Source organism: Nostoc cycadae WK-1, from assembly GCF_002897135.1.
In the GTDB taxonomy this organism is placed as follows: Bacteria; Cyanobacteriota; Cyanobacteriia; order Cyanobacteriales; family Nostocaceae; genus Nostoc_B.
The window spans coordinates 46717-63507 of sequence record NZ_DF978423.1 but is presented as its reverse complement, the minus strand read 5'-3'; the positions used below and the strand labels follow the sequence as shown (position 1 = coordinate 63507).

General features: G+C 43.4%; 11 protein-coding genes. 8 read left to right on the top strand and 3 right to left on the bottom strand.

Annotation, left to right across the window (positions count from 1 at the left end):
* The first annotated feature begins 135 nt into the window (after positions 1-135).
* The 6 genes from NCWK1_RS04620 to NCWK1_RS04595 all read left to right on the top strand — a co-directional run bounded on the left by NCWK1_RS04620 (position 136) and on the right by NCWK1_RS04595 (position 8471).
* Positions 136-2517, top strand: a complete 2382-nt coding sequence (locus tag NCWK1_RS04620; protein WP_103123897.1) for a phosphoketolase family protein — start codon at positions 136-138, stop codon at positions 2515-2517.
* Between the two features lie 195 nt (positions 2518-2712).
* Positions 2713-3750 (top strand): type I glyceraldehyde-3-phosphate dehydrogenase, encoded by a 1038-nt coding sequence (gene gap / locus NCWK1_RS04615; RefSeq protein ID WP_103123896.1) that lies wholly within the window; start codon positions 2713-2715, stop codon positions 3748-3750.
* Positions 3751-3913: 163 nt separating this feature from the next.
* The gene (pyk, locus tag NCWK1_RS04610) at positions 3914-5344 is read left to right on the top strand and encodes a pyruvate kinase (protein ID WP_096580677.1); all 1431 of its coding nucleotides are present in this window, start codon (positions 3914-3916) and stop codon (positions 5342-5344) included.
* A gap of 147 nt (positions 5345-5491) precedes the next feature.
* On the top strand, positions 5492-6490 hold the full coding sequence (locus NCWK1_RS04605; protein WP_103123895.1) for a transaldolase: 999 nt from the start codon (positions 5492-5494) through the stop codon (positions 6488-6490).
* Positions 6491-6738: 248 nt separating this feature from the next.
* Positions 6739-7833, top strand: coding sequence for an AAA family ATPase (locus tag NCWK1_RS04600; protein ID WP_103123894.1), 1095 nt, complete (start codon positions 6739-6741; stop codon positions 7831-7833).
* Positions 7830-8471 carry a DUF4276 family protein gene (locus NCWK1_RS04595; protein WP_103123893.1) on the top strand — a complete coding sequence of 214 codons (642 nt, stop codon included), beginning with the start codon at positions 7830-7832 and terminating at the stop codon, positions 8469-8471. The genes NCWK1_RS04600 and NCWK1_RS04595 overlap by 4 nt, the downstream gene beginning before the upstream one ends.
* A 182-nt stretch (positions 8472-8653) precedes the next feature.
* On the opposite strand, the gene NCWK1_RS04590 is transcribed toward NCWK1_RS04595, so the two are convergent.
* Entirely contained in the window at positions 8654-10231 is a 1578-nt protein-coding gene (locus NCWK1_RS04590) for an adenosine deaminase (RefSeq protein WP_103123892.1), read from the bottom strand.
* A 307-nt stretch (positions 10232-10538) separates the two neighbouring features.
* Here NCWK1_RS04590 and NCWK1_RS04585 point away from each other — a divergent pair, with 307 nt between their 5' ends.
* Together NCWK1_RS04585 and NCWK1_RS04580 are read left to right on the top strand one after the other, a co-directional pair.
* Positions 10539-11762 carry an acetate kinase gene (locus NCWK1_RS04585; protein WP_103124127.1) on the top strand — a complete coding sequence of 408 codons (1224 nt, stop codon included), beginning with the start codon at positions 10539-10541 and terminating at the stop codon, positions 11760-11762.
* A gap of 72 nt (positions 11763-11834) precedes the next feature.
* Complete coding sequence (locus tag NCWK1_RS04580; RefSeq protein WP_103123891.1) at positions 11835-13487, top strand: hypothetical protein; 1653 nt, start codon at positions 11835-11837, stop codon at positions 13485-13487.
* 270 nt (positions 13488-13757) lie between these two features.
* Here the strand turns inward: NCWK1_RS04580 and NCWK1_RS04575 are convergent, their stop codons facing one another.
* Both NCWK1_RS04575 and NCWK1_RS04570 read right to left on the bottom strand, forming a co-directional pair.
* The gene (locus tag NCWK1_RS04575) at positions 13758-14432 is read right to left on the bottom strand and encodes a Coq4 family protein (RefSeq protein WP_096580669.1); all 675 of its coding nucleotides are present in this window, start codon (positions 14430-14432) and stop codon (positions 13758-13760) included.
* 193 nt (positions 14433-14625) lie between these two features.
* Positions 14626-16728, bottom strand: coding sequence for an SPFH domain-containing protein (locus tag NCWK1_RS04570; RefSeq protein WP_103123890.1), 2103 nt, complete (start codon positions 16726-16728; stop codon positions 14626-14628).
* Between the last annotated feature and the right edge of the window lie 63 nt (positions 16729-16791).

Sequence of the window (16791 nt, the reverse complement as noted above, 5' to 3'; positions counted from 1 at the left end):
CGCAACAACAAAGCACAAGTTTTTCCTGATTGGCGCTGGGAATAATTTGTCGTGAGTATGATGGCCGTTACTGCATAGACAACTACACTAGCTTACTGAACAAAGGCAAAATCCTGTTGTATACGGAAATTTGATATGACTTTAGCAATCTCCCCACAAACAAAGCCTTTAACAGACGAAGAATTGCATAAAATCAACGCCTACTGGCGGGCGGCAAACTATTTGTCAGTAGGGCAAATATATTTACTCGACAATCCACTGCTAAAAGAACCACTCAAAATAGAACATGTTAAACCCCGACTTTTAGGTCACTGGGGAACTACACCAGGTCTAAATTTTATCTATGTTCACCTCAACCGCATCATCAAAAAATATGATACGGACATGATTTATATTGCCGGGCCTGGTCATGGTGGCCCTGGTTTAGTCGCTAATACCTACCTAGAAGGAACTTACAGCGAATACTATCCCAATATTTCCCAAGATGCTGAGGGAATGCAGCAGCTTTTTAAACAATTCTCTTTTCCTGGTGGGATTCCTAGCCACGTCGCCCCCGAAACTCCTGGTTCAATTCACGAAGGTGGCGAGTTGGGTTATGCCCTAGTTCACGCTTACGGTGCTGCTTTTGACAATCCTGATTTGATTGTGGCAGCGGTTGTGGGTGATGGTGAAGCTGAAACTGGGGCTTTAGCTGCAAGTTGGCATTCCAATAAGTTTCTCAACCCAGTCAATGATGGGGCTGTTTTGCCGATTCTGCACCTCAACGGGTATAAAATTGCTAACCCAACAGTGTTATCACGGTTAAGCGATGCAGAAGTAGAAAGTTTATTTGTGGGCTATGGTTACAAACCTTACTTCGTCGAAGGTTCTGATCCCACAGACGTGCATCAGCAGATGGCAGCTACATTAGATACAGTCATTTCGGAAATTCAAAACATCCAAAGAGAAGCCCGCATACATGGTTTTACAGAACGTCCGCGCTGGCCGATGATTGTGTTGCGTACCCCCAAAGGCTGGACAGGGCCAAAAGAAGTTGATGGTAAGAAAACCGAAGATTTTTGGCGATCGCATCAAGTCCCCTTCGGAGCGATCGCGCAACAGCCAGAACATCTAAAATTACTCGAAGACTGGATGAAGAGTTACAAGCCCGAAGAACTCTTCGACACTAACGGCAAACTCATACCCGAACTCGCCCAATTAGCCCCCACAGGTCTGCGGCGGATGGGCGACAATCCCCACGCCAACGGCGGTATCTTGTTGCGTGACCTGAAAATGCCCAAATTCCAAGATTATGCCGTCAATGTTACTCAACCCGGCAAAATCGAAGCAGAAGCCACCAGAGTCACAGGCCAATTTCTGCGGGATGTGATGAAACTCAACATGGAAAGCCGGAACTTCCGCGTTTTTGGCCCTGATGAAACAGCATCCAATCGCTTAGATGCGTTGTTTGAAGTCACAGATAGAACTTGGGTTTCTAAAATTCTGCCCGAAGATGAACACCTCTCACCCAACGGTCGGGTAATGGAAATTCTCAGCGAAACCAGTTGTCAAGGTTGGTTAGAAGGCTATCTTCTCACAGGTCGTCACGGGTTCTTCTCCTGCTACGAAGCATTCATCCACATCATTGACTCCATGTTCAACCAGCACGCCAAATGGTTGAAAACCACCCGTCATATTTCCTGGCGTAGACCGATCGCTTCTCTAAATTATTTACTCACCTCTCATGTTTGGCGGCAAGACCACAACGGTTTCTCTCACCAAGACCCTGGTTTTATCGACCATGTAGTCAACAAAAAATCAGAAGTCATTCGCGTCTATCTTCCCCCCGATGCCAACACCTTACTGTCCGTCACCGACCACTGCTTAAGAAGCCGTAACTACGTCAACGTCATCATCGCCGGCAAACAACCAGCCTTGCAGTATCTTGATATAGATGCAGCCATTAAACACTGCACCAAAGGCATTGGTATTTGGGAATGGGCGAGTAGCGACCAAGGAAGTGAACCAGATGTAGTCATGGCTTGTGCGGGTGATGTGCCTACCTTAGAAACCTTGGCTGCGGTGGATATGCTGCGTCAGTACTTCCCCGACTTAAAAGTTAGGGTGGTTAACGTCGTAGATTTGATGACATTACAGCCAAAAAGTGAGCATCCTCACGGTTTGAGTCCCAAAGATTTCGATACAATTTTCACAACTGATAAACCAGTTATCTTCGCTTTTCATGGCTATCCCTGGTTAATCCATCGATTGACCTATCGCCATACCAATCATCAAAACCTCCATGTGCGTGGCTACAAGGAAGAAGGAACGACCACAACTCCCTTTGACATGGTGGTTCTCAATGACCTCGATCGCTATCATTTAGTTATGGATGTCATTGATCGCGTGCCACAACTAGGTTCCAAAGCAGCATACATCAAACAACGCCTACAAGATAAGCTGATCGAACACAAGCACTACATTTCCCAACACGGCGAAGACCTACCCGAAGTTCGCCACTGGCAGTGGCCGTATTAAATTCTGAAGTATGAAGTATGAAGTGTGAAATTTCATACTTCATACTTTCCTGAAACCTTAAAAGATGTCTAGCAAAATCAATTTAGGTGTCTAAGACTGTCACGATCAACTCAGTCAGACCAAAATTAACCCAGCTAAATGCAGCGTTGAAACTAAGAACAGACCTGGGTTGTTCTCAAATTAGGAGGTTGAACTTTGACGAAGTTGAAAGTTGGTATTAATGGATTTGGTCGTATTGGTCGGCTAGTGCTGCGTGCTGGCATTTATAACCCTAACATTGAGTTTGTCGGCATTAACGACTTAGTACCACCAGATAACCTGGCTTATCTGTTGAAATACGATTCCACTCACGGTCAGTTTAAAGGCAAGGTGGAAGCCAAGGAAGACGGCATTGTCATTGATGAACATTTTATTCCTTGCGTGTCTGTGAGAAATCCTGCCGAATTACCTTGGGGTAAATTAGGCGTAGACTATGTAGTTGAATCTACCGGACTCTTCACTGATTATGAAGGTGCCAGCAAACACCTCACAGCAGGAGCAAAGCGGGTTATTATCTCTGCTCCAACAAAAGATCCAGACAGAGTTCCAACTTTGTTGATGGGTGTAAATCATGACTTATTCGACCCCAGCAAGCATTTGATCGTTTCCAATGCCAGCTGCACTACAAATTGTCTGGCTCCCGTTGCCAAGGTCATCAATGATAACTTCGGTTTAACCGAAGGGTTGATGACTACAGTTCATGCTATGACTGCTACTCAACCCACCGTAGACGGCCCCAGTAAAAAAGACTGGCGGGGTGGTCGAGGCGCAGCCCAAAATATTATTCCCTCATCCACAGGTGCAGCTAAAGCTGTGGCTTTAGTATTACCAGAGTTAAAGGGTAAGTTAACAGGGATGGCACTACGCGTTCCTACCCCTGATGTTTCGGTAGTTGACCTCACCTTCAAAACTGCAAAATCTACCAGTTACAAAGAAATCTGTGCGGCAATGCAGCAAGCTGCGTCAGGTCAACTAGCAGGTATTTTGGGCTACACAGACGAAGAAGTAGTATCTACAGATTTCCAGGGTGATACTCGTTCCAGTATTTTCGATGCAGGTGCTGGAATTGAGCTAAACTCCAACTTCTTCAAAGTTGTTTCTTGGTATGACAACGAATGGGGCTACTCAAATCGGGTAGTAGACCAACTGTTGTCTATGGCACAGAAAGAACAACTATTGGCTGTAGCTGCTTAAAAAGTTTGAAGTGTGAAGTATCAATTTTATACTTCACACTTCAAACTGTATAAAAAAGTGTTTTTACATACAAAAGGAGTGATATGAAGCACAAGTGATATGGATGCAATAGGCAATCGCTCAAGGCATTTATATCGCAATTTATACTTGAAACCTAATCCCTATGCGTCGAACCAAAATTATTTGCACTGTTGGCCCTGCTAGTTCTGCACCAGAAAAACTGCAAGCGCTTGTCGAAGCTGGAATGAATGTAGCAAGGTTGAATTTTTCACACGGCGCTCATGAATTTCACGGGCAAACGGCTAAGTATTTACGGCAAATTAGTGCCGATCGCCAAAAGCCAGTGGCAATTATGCAAGACCTTTGTGGCCCGAAAATTCGTTTAGGAGTTTTACCGCCAGAAGGACTAAATGTCGAAGCTGGTGAAGAAGTTACATTTGTCTTGCAGGACAAAGGCAATAGTATCGACGAACTGCCTTTACCTTTGCCCACTTTGTTCGCAATGGTGAGACCGGGGGAACCGATTTTAATTAATGATGGACGCGTCAAATTAATTGTTACTGATCGCGATGCCGATAAAATTCGGGCGTTGGTAAAAATTGGCGGTTTAATTTCCACTCACAAGGGAGTTAATTTGCCAGAAACACCGCTACCCGTGAGTTCGATCACCGAAAAAGACTTAATGGATCTACGCTTTGGCATTCAGATAGGTGTAGATTTTGCGGCGGTTTCCTTTGTGCGATCGCCCCAAGATTTAGAACCAGCCCAGCGTATGATCGAAGCCGCCGGTGCTGCTATACGTTTAATTGCCAAAATCGAAAGACCAGAGGCAGTTGAGCGTTTTGACTCCATCTTACAAGTCGCTGACGGCATTATGATTGCCCGTGGCGATTTAGGCGTAGAAGTGCCAATTCACGAAGTCCCCCTGATTCAAAAGGATATTATTCGCCGTTGTAATCAGGCAGGCAAACCAGTGATTACCGCTACCCAAATGCTGGAGTCGATGATTAGTTCACCAGACCCCACCCGCGCCGAAGCCACCGACGTAGCTAACTCCATTTTGGATGGTACTGATGCCGTCATGCTATCTGGAGAAACAGCCGTCGGGCAGTATCCTGAAGCGGCGGTGCAAATTATGCACAACATCGCTGTACGGACAGAACAAGCTTTGCAAGAAGGTGGTAAACATTCCTGGTGTCACGAAGCAGGCAGCCTCAGCGTTACCGAATCGGTGGCAGAAGCAGTATGTCGCATCGCTTATGAAACAGGCGCAAAGGCAATTCTTTGTAATACTACATCTGGCAGTACCGCCAAATTAGTTTCAAAATACCGTCCTTCCGCGCCAATTATTGCCCTCACCCCTGATGAAAATTCCTATCGCCAATTAGCGCTTTCTTGGGGAGTCGAACCTATATTCATTCCCCCAGTTCACAATGCGGAGGAAATGTTTATCAACGTCGTCAACACAGTTGCAGACACGGGTTTAGTGAATGAAGGCGATAAAGTAGTAATTACTTCCGGCGTTCCAATTGGTAAATCAGGCACAACTAGTTTAATCAAAGTGCATTCTATTGGACAGCCAATTCTGGCGTGACGTAACTAGAATAAGGCTAAGGCTTCAGTCAGCAAAAGGCAATGATGAAGAAAAGTTGCCAAAATCAGAATTTTAGCAACCGTAGAGAGTGTAAATACATAGGGGAATTAGGTAAATCCTACACAAATCACCATCACGGAGTTTTTTATGTCTAAAAATTTACTAGAACAGTTGCGGGAATTTACTGTAGTTGTTGCTGATACTGGCGATATTAAAGCCATTGAAAAATTCACCCCTAGAGACGCTACCACCAATCCTTCCCTGATTACTGCTGCGGCACAGATGCCAGAGTATCAGGACATTGTTGATGAGACTTTATTGCAAGCCAAAAAAGATGCTGGTACTGGTGCTAGTCAAGCCCAAATTGTTTCTCTAGCATTTGACCGCTTGGCGGTATCTTTTGGTTTGAAGATTTTGCAAATCATTCCCGGTCGCGTTTCCACAGAAGTAGATGCGCGTTTGTCTTACGATACCGAAGCGACAGTTACCAAAGGTAGAGAAATCATTACTCAGTATAAAGCCGCTGGTATTGGCCCTGAAAGAATTTTGATTAAAATTGCTAGTACCTGGGAAGGAATTAAAGCAGCAGAAATTCTCGAAAAAGAAGGCATTCACTGTAACTTAACTCTATTGTTTGGTTTGCATCAAGCGATCGCTTGTGCAGAAGCAGGCGTTACCTTAATTTCTCCCTTCGTCGGTCGGATTCTTGACTGGTACAAGAAATCAACCGGACGCGACAGCTACCCCTCTGCTGAAGATCCAGGCGTAGTATCTGTCACCACAATTTATAACTACTATAAGAAGTTCGGTCATAAAACCGAAGTTATGGGCGCAAGCTTCCGCAATGTTGGTGAAATCACTGAGTTGGCTGGTTGCGACTTACTCACCATCTCTCCCTCTTTGTTAGGCGAATTGCAAGCCACAATTGGCGAACTACCCCGCAAACTCGACCCTTCCAAAGCAGCCAGCATGGATATTGCTAAAATCTCTATCGACAAAGCCACCTTCGACAAAATGCACGCCGAAGACCAAATGGCTTACGACAAATTAGACGAAGGTATCAAAGGATTTACCAAAGCCTTAGAAGACCTAGAAAAATTATTGGCAGACAGACTATCTAGTTTAGAAGTAGTCGCCAGCCACTAGTAGTCTATTGAATTAATTTTGCTGGGTTGCTAGATCCCCGACTTTTATAAAAAGTCGGGGATCTGACCACCACCAACTTCTCACAACTAATGAGACGAACTACTAGGATTTAGATTCCATGATTAAATCCCACATTCTATATCTCCAATTAACAAAGGAGAAGGTGGAATGTGGGATTAAAGCATTTTTGCAGAAACTCGATAAAATGAAACCTGTGTAGAAAAAGCCTGTTGATCGGGAGACTGTTCATGAGGGAGGCACAAAGTGAAAAACAACTGTCGAGAATAGTTTTAAAAGGCTTCAAGTCTATCGCTGAGTGTGACGTTGAACTCTCCAGGGTGAATATTTTAATTGGGGCTAATGGGGCGGGAAAATCCAATTTTATCGGCTTCTTCCGTATGGTTCAGCAGATACTAGAAGGGAACCTGCAAGGTTTTGTCAGTCTCCAAGGTGGAGCTAATGCCTTACTACACTTTGGGCGCAAAACTACAGAAAAACTAGAGTTTCAGCTATATTTCGGCAATAATTTCTACTTTGCTACCCTTGAACCAACCCAAGATCATCGTCTGATGTTCACTTCAGAGTCTTTTTTGTGGAACTTGAATAGTGAGAGGGAAATAGGAAAGGGTCATTTCGAGACAATGGCGTTCTTCACTGCGTTCACTGATACAGAAACTAACGTTGATCAATATGGTTTGCCTGTGATGCAGATGTGGCAAGTGTATCATTTTCATGACACCAGCGACAGTGCCTATGTAAAACAGCCGCATGGTATCAATGACAATGTTTACTTGCGTCCTGATGCTCGTAACCTGGCAGCTTTTTTGTATCTGTTGCGTGAGAATTATCAGAAATCTTATCAGCAAATCGTTAAAACCATTCGGCTTGTTGCCCCGTTCTTTGGAAACTTTTGCCTGCGTCCTTCCCCCAAAAACTTGATTGAACTGGAATGGTTTGAGCGGGGGCAAGATGTACCATTGAAGGCGCACTCATTTTCTGATGGAACGTTGCGTTTTATCTGTTTAGCAACAGTTTTTTTGCAACCGGAAGAACTTCAGCCAGAAACAATTCTAGTTGATGAGCCGGAACTTGGTCTTCATCCTTATGCAATCAAAATTTTGGCATCTTTGATAAAGACTGTTTCTAAACAAGTGATTGTTTCTACCCAGTCTGTAGAATTACTCAACGAATTTGATGTTGCAGATGTAATTGTTGTTGACCGCTTGCAGGGGAAATCATTACTAAGCAGGTTGGATGAGGAGGAGTTAGAGGAATGGCTAGAAGAATATAGTTTAGGCGAGTTGTGGAAGAAAAACCTCCTGGGTGGGAGACCTTCACGATGATCCGAGTTCATGTTTTCGTTGAAGGTCAAACTGAGGAAACGTTCGTGAAAGAAGTACTCTGCGAGTATTTTCAAGAAAAATACATTTTCCTCAACCCGATTTTAGTCAACACAAGTTCTACAGGCAAGGGAGGTGTAGTAAGTTACGCCAAAATCAAGCGACAATTAGACCGTAAGTGCCGTGAAGATAAAACAGCTTTCGTGACCACAATGTTTGATTTGTACGGCTTACCGAATGATTTTCCCGGAAGGGATTCCTTGCCAAATACTAATGACCCATTCCAAAAAGTTGAATATTTAGAACAAAAGATGGGTCAGGATATTGGTCACACAAATTTCATCCCTAATTTGTTGGTTCATGAATTTGAGGCACTGCTGTACAGCCAGCCACAAGTATTTGCTGAGTGGTTTGATGCTAGTGTAGTTAGTATTTTACAAGGCGATCGCAATAAATTTCTTTCACCAGAACACATTAACGATGATCCGTTAACCGCTCCCTCAAAACGAATTCTCAAGTGTTGTCAAGAATATGACAAAGTACTGCATGGTTCGTTGCTGGCTATTGAGATTGGACTAGATACAATCCGCCAACAATGCCAGCATTTTCACCAATGGTTACTAAATCTAGAAAACATATAGCGGTTTTAGAAAGGGTGTAGGGGTACAGGGGTATAGGGGTGTGGGAGGAGTGGGAGGATAGTGAAGAAATCTTTCCCCCCACACTTCCCACACCCCCTACCCATACGTGAGAAATTTGGGTTAAACCCTTACACCCAGTCTTCATGCGGAATGTGGGATTAAAGCATTTTTGGGAAAGTCAATCAAAGCCAGTTTTGCAAAGACTCAAACCGAGTAAATTCCGACTCTAGTTGCCATTGTATTTTTGCGCGATCGCTCTTTTGTAAAAAAGCACTGCATCCTGAAGAAACAGAGGTATTACCAGGGGTATCGCTGGCACAAGCGGGAACCATTGCCTTAAATTCAGGCGACTTCCAGAGACTATTTCCGGGAGCGAAACTATATTCTAAGCTATTGCGAGCCAGTCGCTTGAGGTCTTTATATGTCAGCCCATATCTCGTTACTGCTAACAGATACTCATGACTCAAATCGATGCGAGAAATGCCTTCATCATCGGAAGCAAGAGTCATTGGTACTCCAGCTTTCCAATACTCCATAAAAGGATGTTGATTTCCCTGGACATTCAAAATGACCTCATTACTAGTCAGGCAGATTTCCACCAACACGCCACGCTGTTGCATCTGCTTCATCAACTCAAAAGGACGCTCTTCAAAAAGAATATCCACACCATGTCCAATGCGAGATGCTTGTGCTACTTCTACAGCTTGCCGAATATGAAAACGTAAATTCTCAGTTGGAACTAACCCTAAAGTTAACTCTCCAGCATGAAGTGAAACTTTAACATTGGGATATTGACGTTTGAGAAATTGTAGCATCTGCATTTGCAAGGTGTAGTCACGCAGTGCGATCGGGTGATCCTCTGGGGCGACGAGATTGATCCCGACTACCTGCTTGGACGATGAAGCCAGTGCAAAAGCATAAGCTAACTGAGCAAATACTTCCACAGGCGATTTTGTTCTGGTAGTTTGCTGCAAATAGCGCACCGTTACTGTACATCCAGGCTGTGGCTTTGGAGTGCCGCAACCGAGTGTTTTCGCAACTTCACTCTCCAACTGTGTTAATTGCTGAGAGCCGAGTGTCACTAGCTCGGTTAATCCTCGTTTGAGCAATTGCTCGTGCATCGCTTGGAAGTCTTGATTCCAACCCACTTCACGCCCTAGCTGTCGAACCTCACTCCCCTGAACAGTCAGCATTAACTCTAGATAGGTAATGTGCTGCGAAGCTGCCCGATTTGCTACTGACGCGACCATATCATCCCGACGGTTCATAGAGTCTGATATTGTCCCAAATCCAGCAAAAGCCTCAAAAAATTGGTCATGTCCAGATTTGCCAGCAAATTGCAGGTTACGGGTAGACCAACGATTGATTAGGGAGTCATAAACAGATGTTCGGTTGAACAATTCTGAGGCGGGAAAATAGCTACTGTCCTGATTACAAGCTTTGGGTTCAACTAAAGTCCCAGCGTTTGGATTCACACAATACCCATCAGTTGCAGCCCACTCCAGATAATGTTCTGCGTACACAGCCCCACTTAGATGACTGTGAATATCTCCTCCCTTCGGCATTCGCTGTACAAATGCTCGTAAAGCTGCTGGCTGGGAGCGATGAGCTTCAAACCAACTAGCAGCTTGAGCTTCACTTCGAGTTGAGGACTGCTGCGAATTAGATGTAGATGGGACTTGGGCTGCTACACTGAAGATAAAACAGCTAGAACTCGTTAATAATCCTAAAAAAAAATATAAAGGCGCTCGTCTAAGCATATAGATTTATTTTTTCGTAAAACGATGCTTAGAATAAAGCAAAAAACATCTCGATTAACATTAGATGAAAGTCTATTGCATTTCTCAAAAAACTTTGCTTTTGCGACTAAATTTGACTCAATTTGGTTTATCAATAGCTCAAAATGGCATAATTTTCTAGTTTGCCACCACTTTCATTAGGTTGAAGAATTCTCAAGGCGATCGCAATCAACGCAATCAATTTCCTTCACCAGAACACATCAACGATCATCCTTTAACAGCACCCTCAAAAAGAATTCTCCAGTGTTGTCAAGAAAGGGTCAAATTTATGAAAATCCTAGTACTAAATGCTGGTTCTAGCAGCCAAAAAAGTTGCCTGTATGAAATAGCTGATGATGCTTTACCCCAATCAGCACCCAAACCACTTTGGGAAGGAAAAGTCAACTGGACTCAAGACCGAGGTGTGGCAGAAATTGAGGTAAAAACAGCTTCCGGCGCAACTCTGCATGAATCCATATATGGGGATTCACGCCAAGCACACGTTGCTTATATGCTTTATACCCTCAGCCGTGGTGCGACTAAAGTCATTGGACAACTGTCAGAAATTGATGTGGTGGGACATCGTGTGGTTCATGGTGGGCAAGATTACCGTCATAGTGTGGTGATTACTGAAGAAGTTAAAAAGGCGATCGCTCGTCTCTCTAATCTTGCTCCAGCCCACAATCCAGCAGCTTTAGAAGGCATCGAAGCAATCGAGAAAAGTTTAGGGGAAGTCACTCAAGTAGCAGTATTTGATACTGGATTTCATTCCACTCTCCCGGATGCGGCTGCAATTTATCCCGGCCCTTATGAATGGGTAGAACAAGGTATTCGCCGCTATGGCTTTCATGGTGTCAGTCATCAATATTGCGCTGGGCGGGCGGCGCAAGTTCTCGAACGAGATTTACCATCGTTGCGAATTATTAGTTGTCACTTGGGTAACGGTTGTTCGTTAGCCGCAATTAAAGATGGTCGCAGCATTGATACAACAATGGGGTTCACACCCTTAGATGGTTTAATGATGGGGAGTCGTTGCGGTTCCATCGACCCAGGAATTTTAATTTACCTCCTGCGTCAGTCTAATTATTCAGCCGAGAGTTTAGATTATGTCTTAAATAAAGCATCTGGCTTACGGGGAATTTCGGGCGTATCTAGCGATTTACCCAAAGTAATTGAAGCGATCGCCCAAGGTAACGACCGCGCCCAACTTGCTTGGGATATGTATGTCCATCGTCTGCGCTCTGGTATTGGTTCAATGCTGGCTAGTCTGGGCGGATTAGATGTATTGTTATTTACCGCAGGTATAGGTGAAAAATCTGCCGGAATTCGTCAAGCTGTCTGCGAAGCCTTTGGATTTTTGGGTTTGAAAATTGACCAGGAGAAAAATCAAAATCAACCTGTTGATCAAGATATCGCCACACCTGATTCTACAGTGCGGGTATTAGTGATACATACTCAAGAAGATTGGGCGATCGCGCAACAATCTTGGCAAATTATGAAAAAGAATGTTTAATAAGTAAAATTAAAATTCATCTCAGCAAAAATGGGCTGTTAATTGAAATTAAAGCATCAGAAAATTTTGTTCATGTCTCTATCTAAGTTTTTTACAGCCTCAATTAATCAGCCTAAAAAACAACGCCCTTGGGGATGGATATCACTACACTTAACACTGAGTTTAGGATTTGCCATATTCTATAGCATCTTGGGACTACAAAGAGCCTTCAAAACTGAATATGTTGCTCAAGATGATGCCAGAGAATATGTATTTTGGATGCAGCAATTTATCGATCCAGAATTATTTCAACATGATTTAATCGCAGATTATTTCCAATCAATTACGCCATTGGGATATGCCACTTTATATAAACTGATGGCGAATTTCGGCATTAATCCACTTTTGTGCAGTAAACTTATCCCAGTTTTTTTGTGCTTGATTACTACTATCTACTGTTTTAATCTAAGCTTAGAAATTTTTCCTGTACCAGGCTCGGCATTTATTACAACCTTATTACTAAACCAAAGTCTTTGGTTTCAATCTGACTTGGTTTCTGCCACACCCAGGTCTTTTATTTATCCATTGCTATTGGCTTTTTTGTACTATCTAATTAGATGTGATTGGCGAATAAACTGTCTGATAATTATGTTGGCAGGATTATTTTATCCTCCTCTAGTATTTATCTGTATAGGCATTTTATTAATTCGATTACCTAATAATTATTTTGGGCTAGTTACTATCTTGGGATTAGCATTTCTCGTGATGTTACCCTATCTTTTAGCTTCATCTAAGTTTGCACCAGTTGTTACAGCAAATCAAGCTTGGATCATGCCAGAACTATGGACAGAAGGGAGACATCCTTTTTTTGACAATAATCTGGCGAGATTTTGGCTAATCGGTCAACATAGTGGCATCTTACCACCGTTAATGCCTCCCCTGATTTGGATGGGTTTGTTTTTCCCACTGGTACGAGGAAAACTGGAAAAGTTGACAATTCAAGTCAAAATATTGCCACAAATTATCATCGTATCGTTGACATTGTTTTTTGCGGCTCATGCCTTGCTGTTGAAGTTATTTTTCCCTACTCGCTACACAGTACATACTTTTAGAATAGTCATGGCGATCGCCGCAGGTATTACCTTAACTGTAATATTGGAGCGGTTATTCCACGCTTATCAGCAAAAACGCAGACTTTGGCAAATTACATTAGCAGTTAGTTTAATCACTTTTCTGTTGCTGTATCCTAACTTTTCTGGACGTTTTCCTACTACTGATTATCGGCAATCTACAGCATCAGCATTGTACAAATTTTTGCAGCAGCAACCTAAAGATACTCTAGTGGCGACACTCTCAGACGAAGCAGATAACATCCCCACTTTTGCCCAAAGACCTATTTTAGTAGGTAGAGAATACGCCTTGCCTTTTCATTTAGGTTACTATTCCCAGATTCGCCAACGGATCATTGATTTGCTTCATGCTCAATATAGCCAAGATTTAACACCAGCAAAACAACTAATTCAAAAATACGGAGTTGATTTCTGGCTGATAGAAAATACATCCTTTCAAGTTGATTATCTCATCATTAAACCCTGGCTAAAAAGTTTTCAACCAGGGTTTAATGAAGCCATTAGCAATTTGTCTCAGAATAAAATTCCAGCATTAGCAACATTAACAAAAAACTGTTCGGTTTTAGAAACGGAAAACTTTATTTTGTTAAAGGCAGACTGTATTCTGGAAGAATAATTTATCAGGATTTACGCAAAAATAAGGTAACTTCGTCATTACGACCGATAGGGAAGTAATCTCGCCTAACGCTGGGATTGCTTCCCTACACTTCATTCCGGTCGCAATGACATTATCGGCGTTGCGTAAGTCCTGTTTATGTTGTAAAAACCAGAAGTTATACCATTTCACTAAAATCCTGATACAAATTCTTTCCCCCCTGCTCCTCTGCTTGCCTAAATGTATCAGCCTTAAAGTGAAACGGTATTAGGCGATGGAATTTTTGACTCTTTAAGGAATGTACTGATCAACAACGATAATATCTAGTTCCTTTCTCCACAAACTTAAAGGCTTGTCCCAATCATCTTCCCACTTCTGCGCTAAAAAGGGTTTCGCTTTAGCTCCCATTCGGTAGCCGATCGCAATGTTTTCTAAGAGATTCCCTAACTCGTCTGGAGCAGTAAATAGAGTGCGGAGTAACCCACCAGCAATGAGTAAAATAGGCAAAGGAATGCGAATTTGGGCTAGACAAAATGCTTGCAAGCCTAGTTCACCGTTAACATTACTGCCTAATCCTGTCACCAAATGCCAGATATCGTGAGTTTGACGTAAGCGAGTCAGCACATAGCTGGTGTCATCAGTGATTGGCAATGGTCGGTAGTAATTTGGGTCAAAGCCAGTTTTCTGAATATACTCAGCAAAGCAACGCCCCAGAGATTCTGAAGGGAGTTGGGCTAAGGCTGTCAAATCTGGAGGGGGAGCTAAATATCGCTCTTGGACAATTTCCACAACTTCCGGTAAAGTTTTCACATAATCAATGGCTAATTGAGTGGCTTTAAGTTTGATCATGCCATCTTCAATATCTGGCGTAGCGTCTGCCCGGCCTGGATCAAGTGCTAAAGTAACTGCTCCTTTTAAAGTCATCAAAAAATCTAGTTGTATAGCACTACTTTTACCACGCAGCATAGTATTAACTCCCACAAGTATTTATAAAAAATACGAGTATAGCCGAGATTATGACTGAGAAGCTAAGGTAAATTTACGTTTTTTCCGTAGAAGAGTGTTGCAAAGATAGAAATTCAAATGTGGGAAAAAGTCTCAGTAGGGGCGTAGGCTTTGCCTTCCCGCAGGGTACGGCCGTTCGCCCCAATACTGATATCTACTTATCTGTTGGGAACTCCGCAACTATAGGCGAGTGATTATTTGGAGAAACGGCTGGGTTATTCACAACTATGGGATGTGGATGTAAAGGTGTTGCGGTTCCTTCACCTTGCTTACCAGCTTGATTCCACAAAATCATTGAGAGTAAACCATCTACCAAGCCATTGTTATTACCGTTACCACTGACTAAAACTTCTGGTATCAGACGGACGTTGCGATCGCCAATAATTTGCATCAGCTGCATGGCTGTATAACCTTGAGAACCCAAGGCTTCCACACCAGCGCGGTAGGTTTCGGCTTTGGCGTTACCTGTGGCGCGAATCCCTTCGGCTTCGGCAATGGCGCGTAATTTTATACCTTCGGCTTCCCCAGTTGCGTGTTGAATTTGTGCTTGGGCTTTTAATTCCGCAATTTGGACGCTTTTTTCCGATTTCACCATTTCTTGTTGGATATCAGCCAATGCTGTTTCCCTAACTAGTAGCTGGCGTTGGGTTTGGGCTACCTGCTGCACTTCATAAGTTTTGCGTTGTTCTTCAGCAATTTTCCTATCGGTTTGGGTTTGCATCAACGAAGCTGGCGGCTGGATATCCCCAATTAAGGTATCAATTGCTTGTACATCATAAGCGCGTAATGCTGCTCTAATATACTCAGCCGCTTCCGCTTGGCGATCGCTCCGGGCGGTGAGAAAGTCGAGTACAGTGTAATCTTGGGCTGAGTTGCGGAAATAGTTACCAATTGTTGGTTCTAATACATGGTCAACTAAATTTTGCATAGAACCCACGCGGGAAATTACCTTTGGTGCATCTAAAGCACCGACATGAATAATTTGGGCTACTTCTAAATCAAAGGCGAAACCATCCCGCGATCGCACTGTTAAGGAAGCTAGATTAGCATCATAGCTGTGGCGTTCGGTACGACTTGACCAATTCAACACTATGTTAGTTGTGGGAACCAACTCAATTTTCATAATTCGAGAGTTGATGGGATGCTTACCTGGATACAACGGTTCTATCCATACACCCTTATGTCCCGAATTAACTAAGTTACCGTGAGTAAAGGCTGCACCACTCACATCTTCTTGAGATTGACCGACAAAAGAAATTACCACACCTACATAACCAATGGGAATTTCTGTCATTGGTACTTGTTCAACTTGCACAAACCAAGGATTCAAGTTCCAAGAACCAGACAGTAAGATTTGCTCTTGCAAACCCCTTCGTCCACCAGCATCAAGAAATCTTTGACCATTCTGGAAGTTGTCATGTCCGGGAATCATTGGCCCGGCAATTTCACCAGCCGGAATTGGCAAACCATCTAGAGTCGTGACAATGCCAACTTTATCAGATGCGACGCTATACACTCGCATCTGTTCTGCTTGCATATCATTATTTTTGGCATTCGCCGCCATAATTACGCGGAACAGCGCGGTGTTAATTCGGTAAGTACCAGCGGTGAGAAAACCCATTTGCCGGCCTTTTTCACCGCCGTTGCTCAGGAATTTTCGCGCATCTTGGAAATTGTCACAATCGACGATTTTACCCAAAATTCGTTCTGGTGGGTTGGATGCGCCGTCTGCTGCGACAATCAGGGCAATTTCACCTTGAGGAACAACCACTACAGATTCTTTACGCACTGAATATTGCCAAGGCCAGTAACCCCAGTGCCAACCAGGTGCGAGGGTATCGGCTTGCAAACCTGCTTCACCGTTGAGGGCGATTAACCGTCCGGGTGGTAATCCGCGTCCAGAAAGGGCAAATTTTTTCACCACTACGCCAACTTCACGTTCACCAATGACCACCAATCCGCCAAAAAATAACGGCACAAATATTACAATCCCACCAAGTACAACGATGGGAATCAGTGGTGCTACCTGCATTGCTTGATAGGGAGGCTGACTATTTACTGATTGGGTTGTGACAGGTTGTGTTTGACTTAGTAGTACTTTTGTTGAGGCTATTTCTGTGGAATTTTGTGTTTTTACGAAAGCAGCATTGGCGGAATTCATACCGCTTGTTAAGGCTAAGGCCGCTAATGCCGACAATCCTAAACGAACTAATTTATTTTGTTGACTCTTACCAAGGAAAGATGGAAAAGTTTTCATATTATGCGCCCTGCTGGGCAACTAATCATCTAAGTTAACACTTCACTTGATGAGGTCTAATTT

What these genes read in the sequence shown, in the direction of transcription:
- NCWK1_RS04620 (WP_103123897.1), top strand. Translation starts at nt 136, where the DNA reads ATGACTTTAGCAATCTCCCCACAAACAAAGCCTTTAACAGACGAAGAA.
- pyk (WP_096580677.1), top strand. Translation starts at nt 3,914, where the DNA reads ATGCGTCGAACCAAAATTATTTGCACTGTTGGCCCTGCTAGTTCTGCA.
- NCWK1_RS04605 (WP_103123895.1), top strand. Translation starts at nt 5,492, where the DNA reads ATGTCTAAAAATTTACTAGAACAGTTGCGGGAATTTACTGTAGTTGTT.
- NCWK1_RS04600 (WP_103123894.1), top strand. Translation starts at nt 6,739, where the DNA reads ATGAGGGAGGCACAAAGTGAAAAACAACTGTCGAGAATAGTTTTAAAA.
- NCWK1_RS04595 (WP_103123893.1), top strand. Translation starts at nt 7,830, where the DNA reads ATGATCCGAGTTCATGTTTTCGTTGAAGGTCAAACTGAGGAAACGTTC.
- NCWK1_RS04590 (WP_103123892.1), bottom strand. Translation starts at nt 10,231, where the DNA reads ATGCTTAGACGAGCGCCTTTATATTTTTTTTTAGGATTATTAACGAGT.
- NCWK1_RS04585 (WP_103124127.1), top strand. Translation starts at nt 10,539, where the DNA reads ATGAAAATCCTAGTACTAAATGCTGGTTCTAGCAGCCAAAAAAGTTGC.
- NCWK1_RS04580 (WP_103123891.1), top strand. Translation starts at nt 11,835, where the DNA reads ATGTCTCTATCTAAGTTTTTTACAGCCTCAATTAATCAGCCTAAAAAA.
- NCWK1_RS04575 (WP_096580669.1), bottom strand. Translation starts at nt 14,432, where the DNA reads ATGCTGCGTGGTAAAAGTAGTGCTATACAACTAGATTTTTTGATGACT.
- NCWK1_RS04570 (WP_103123890.1), bottom strand. Translation starts at nt 16,728, where the DNA reads ATGAAAACTTTTCCATCTTTCCTTGGTAAGAGTCAACAAAATAAATTA.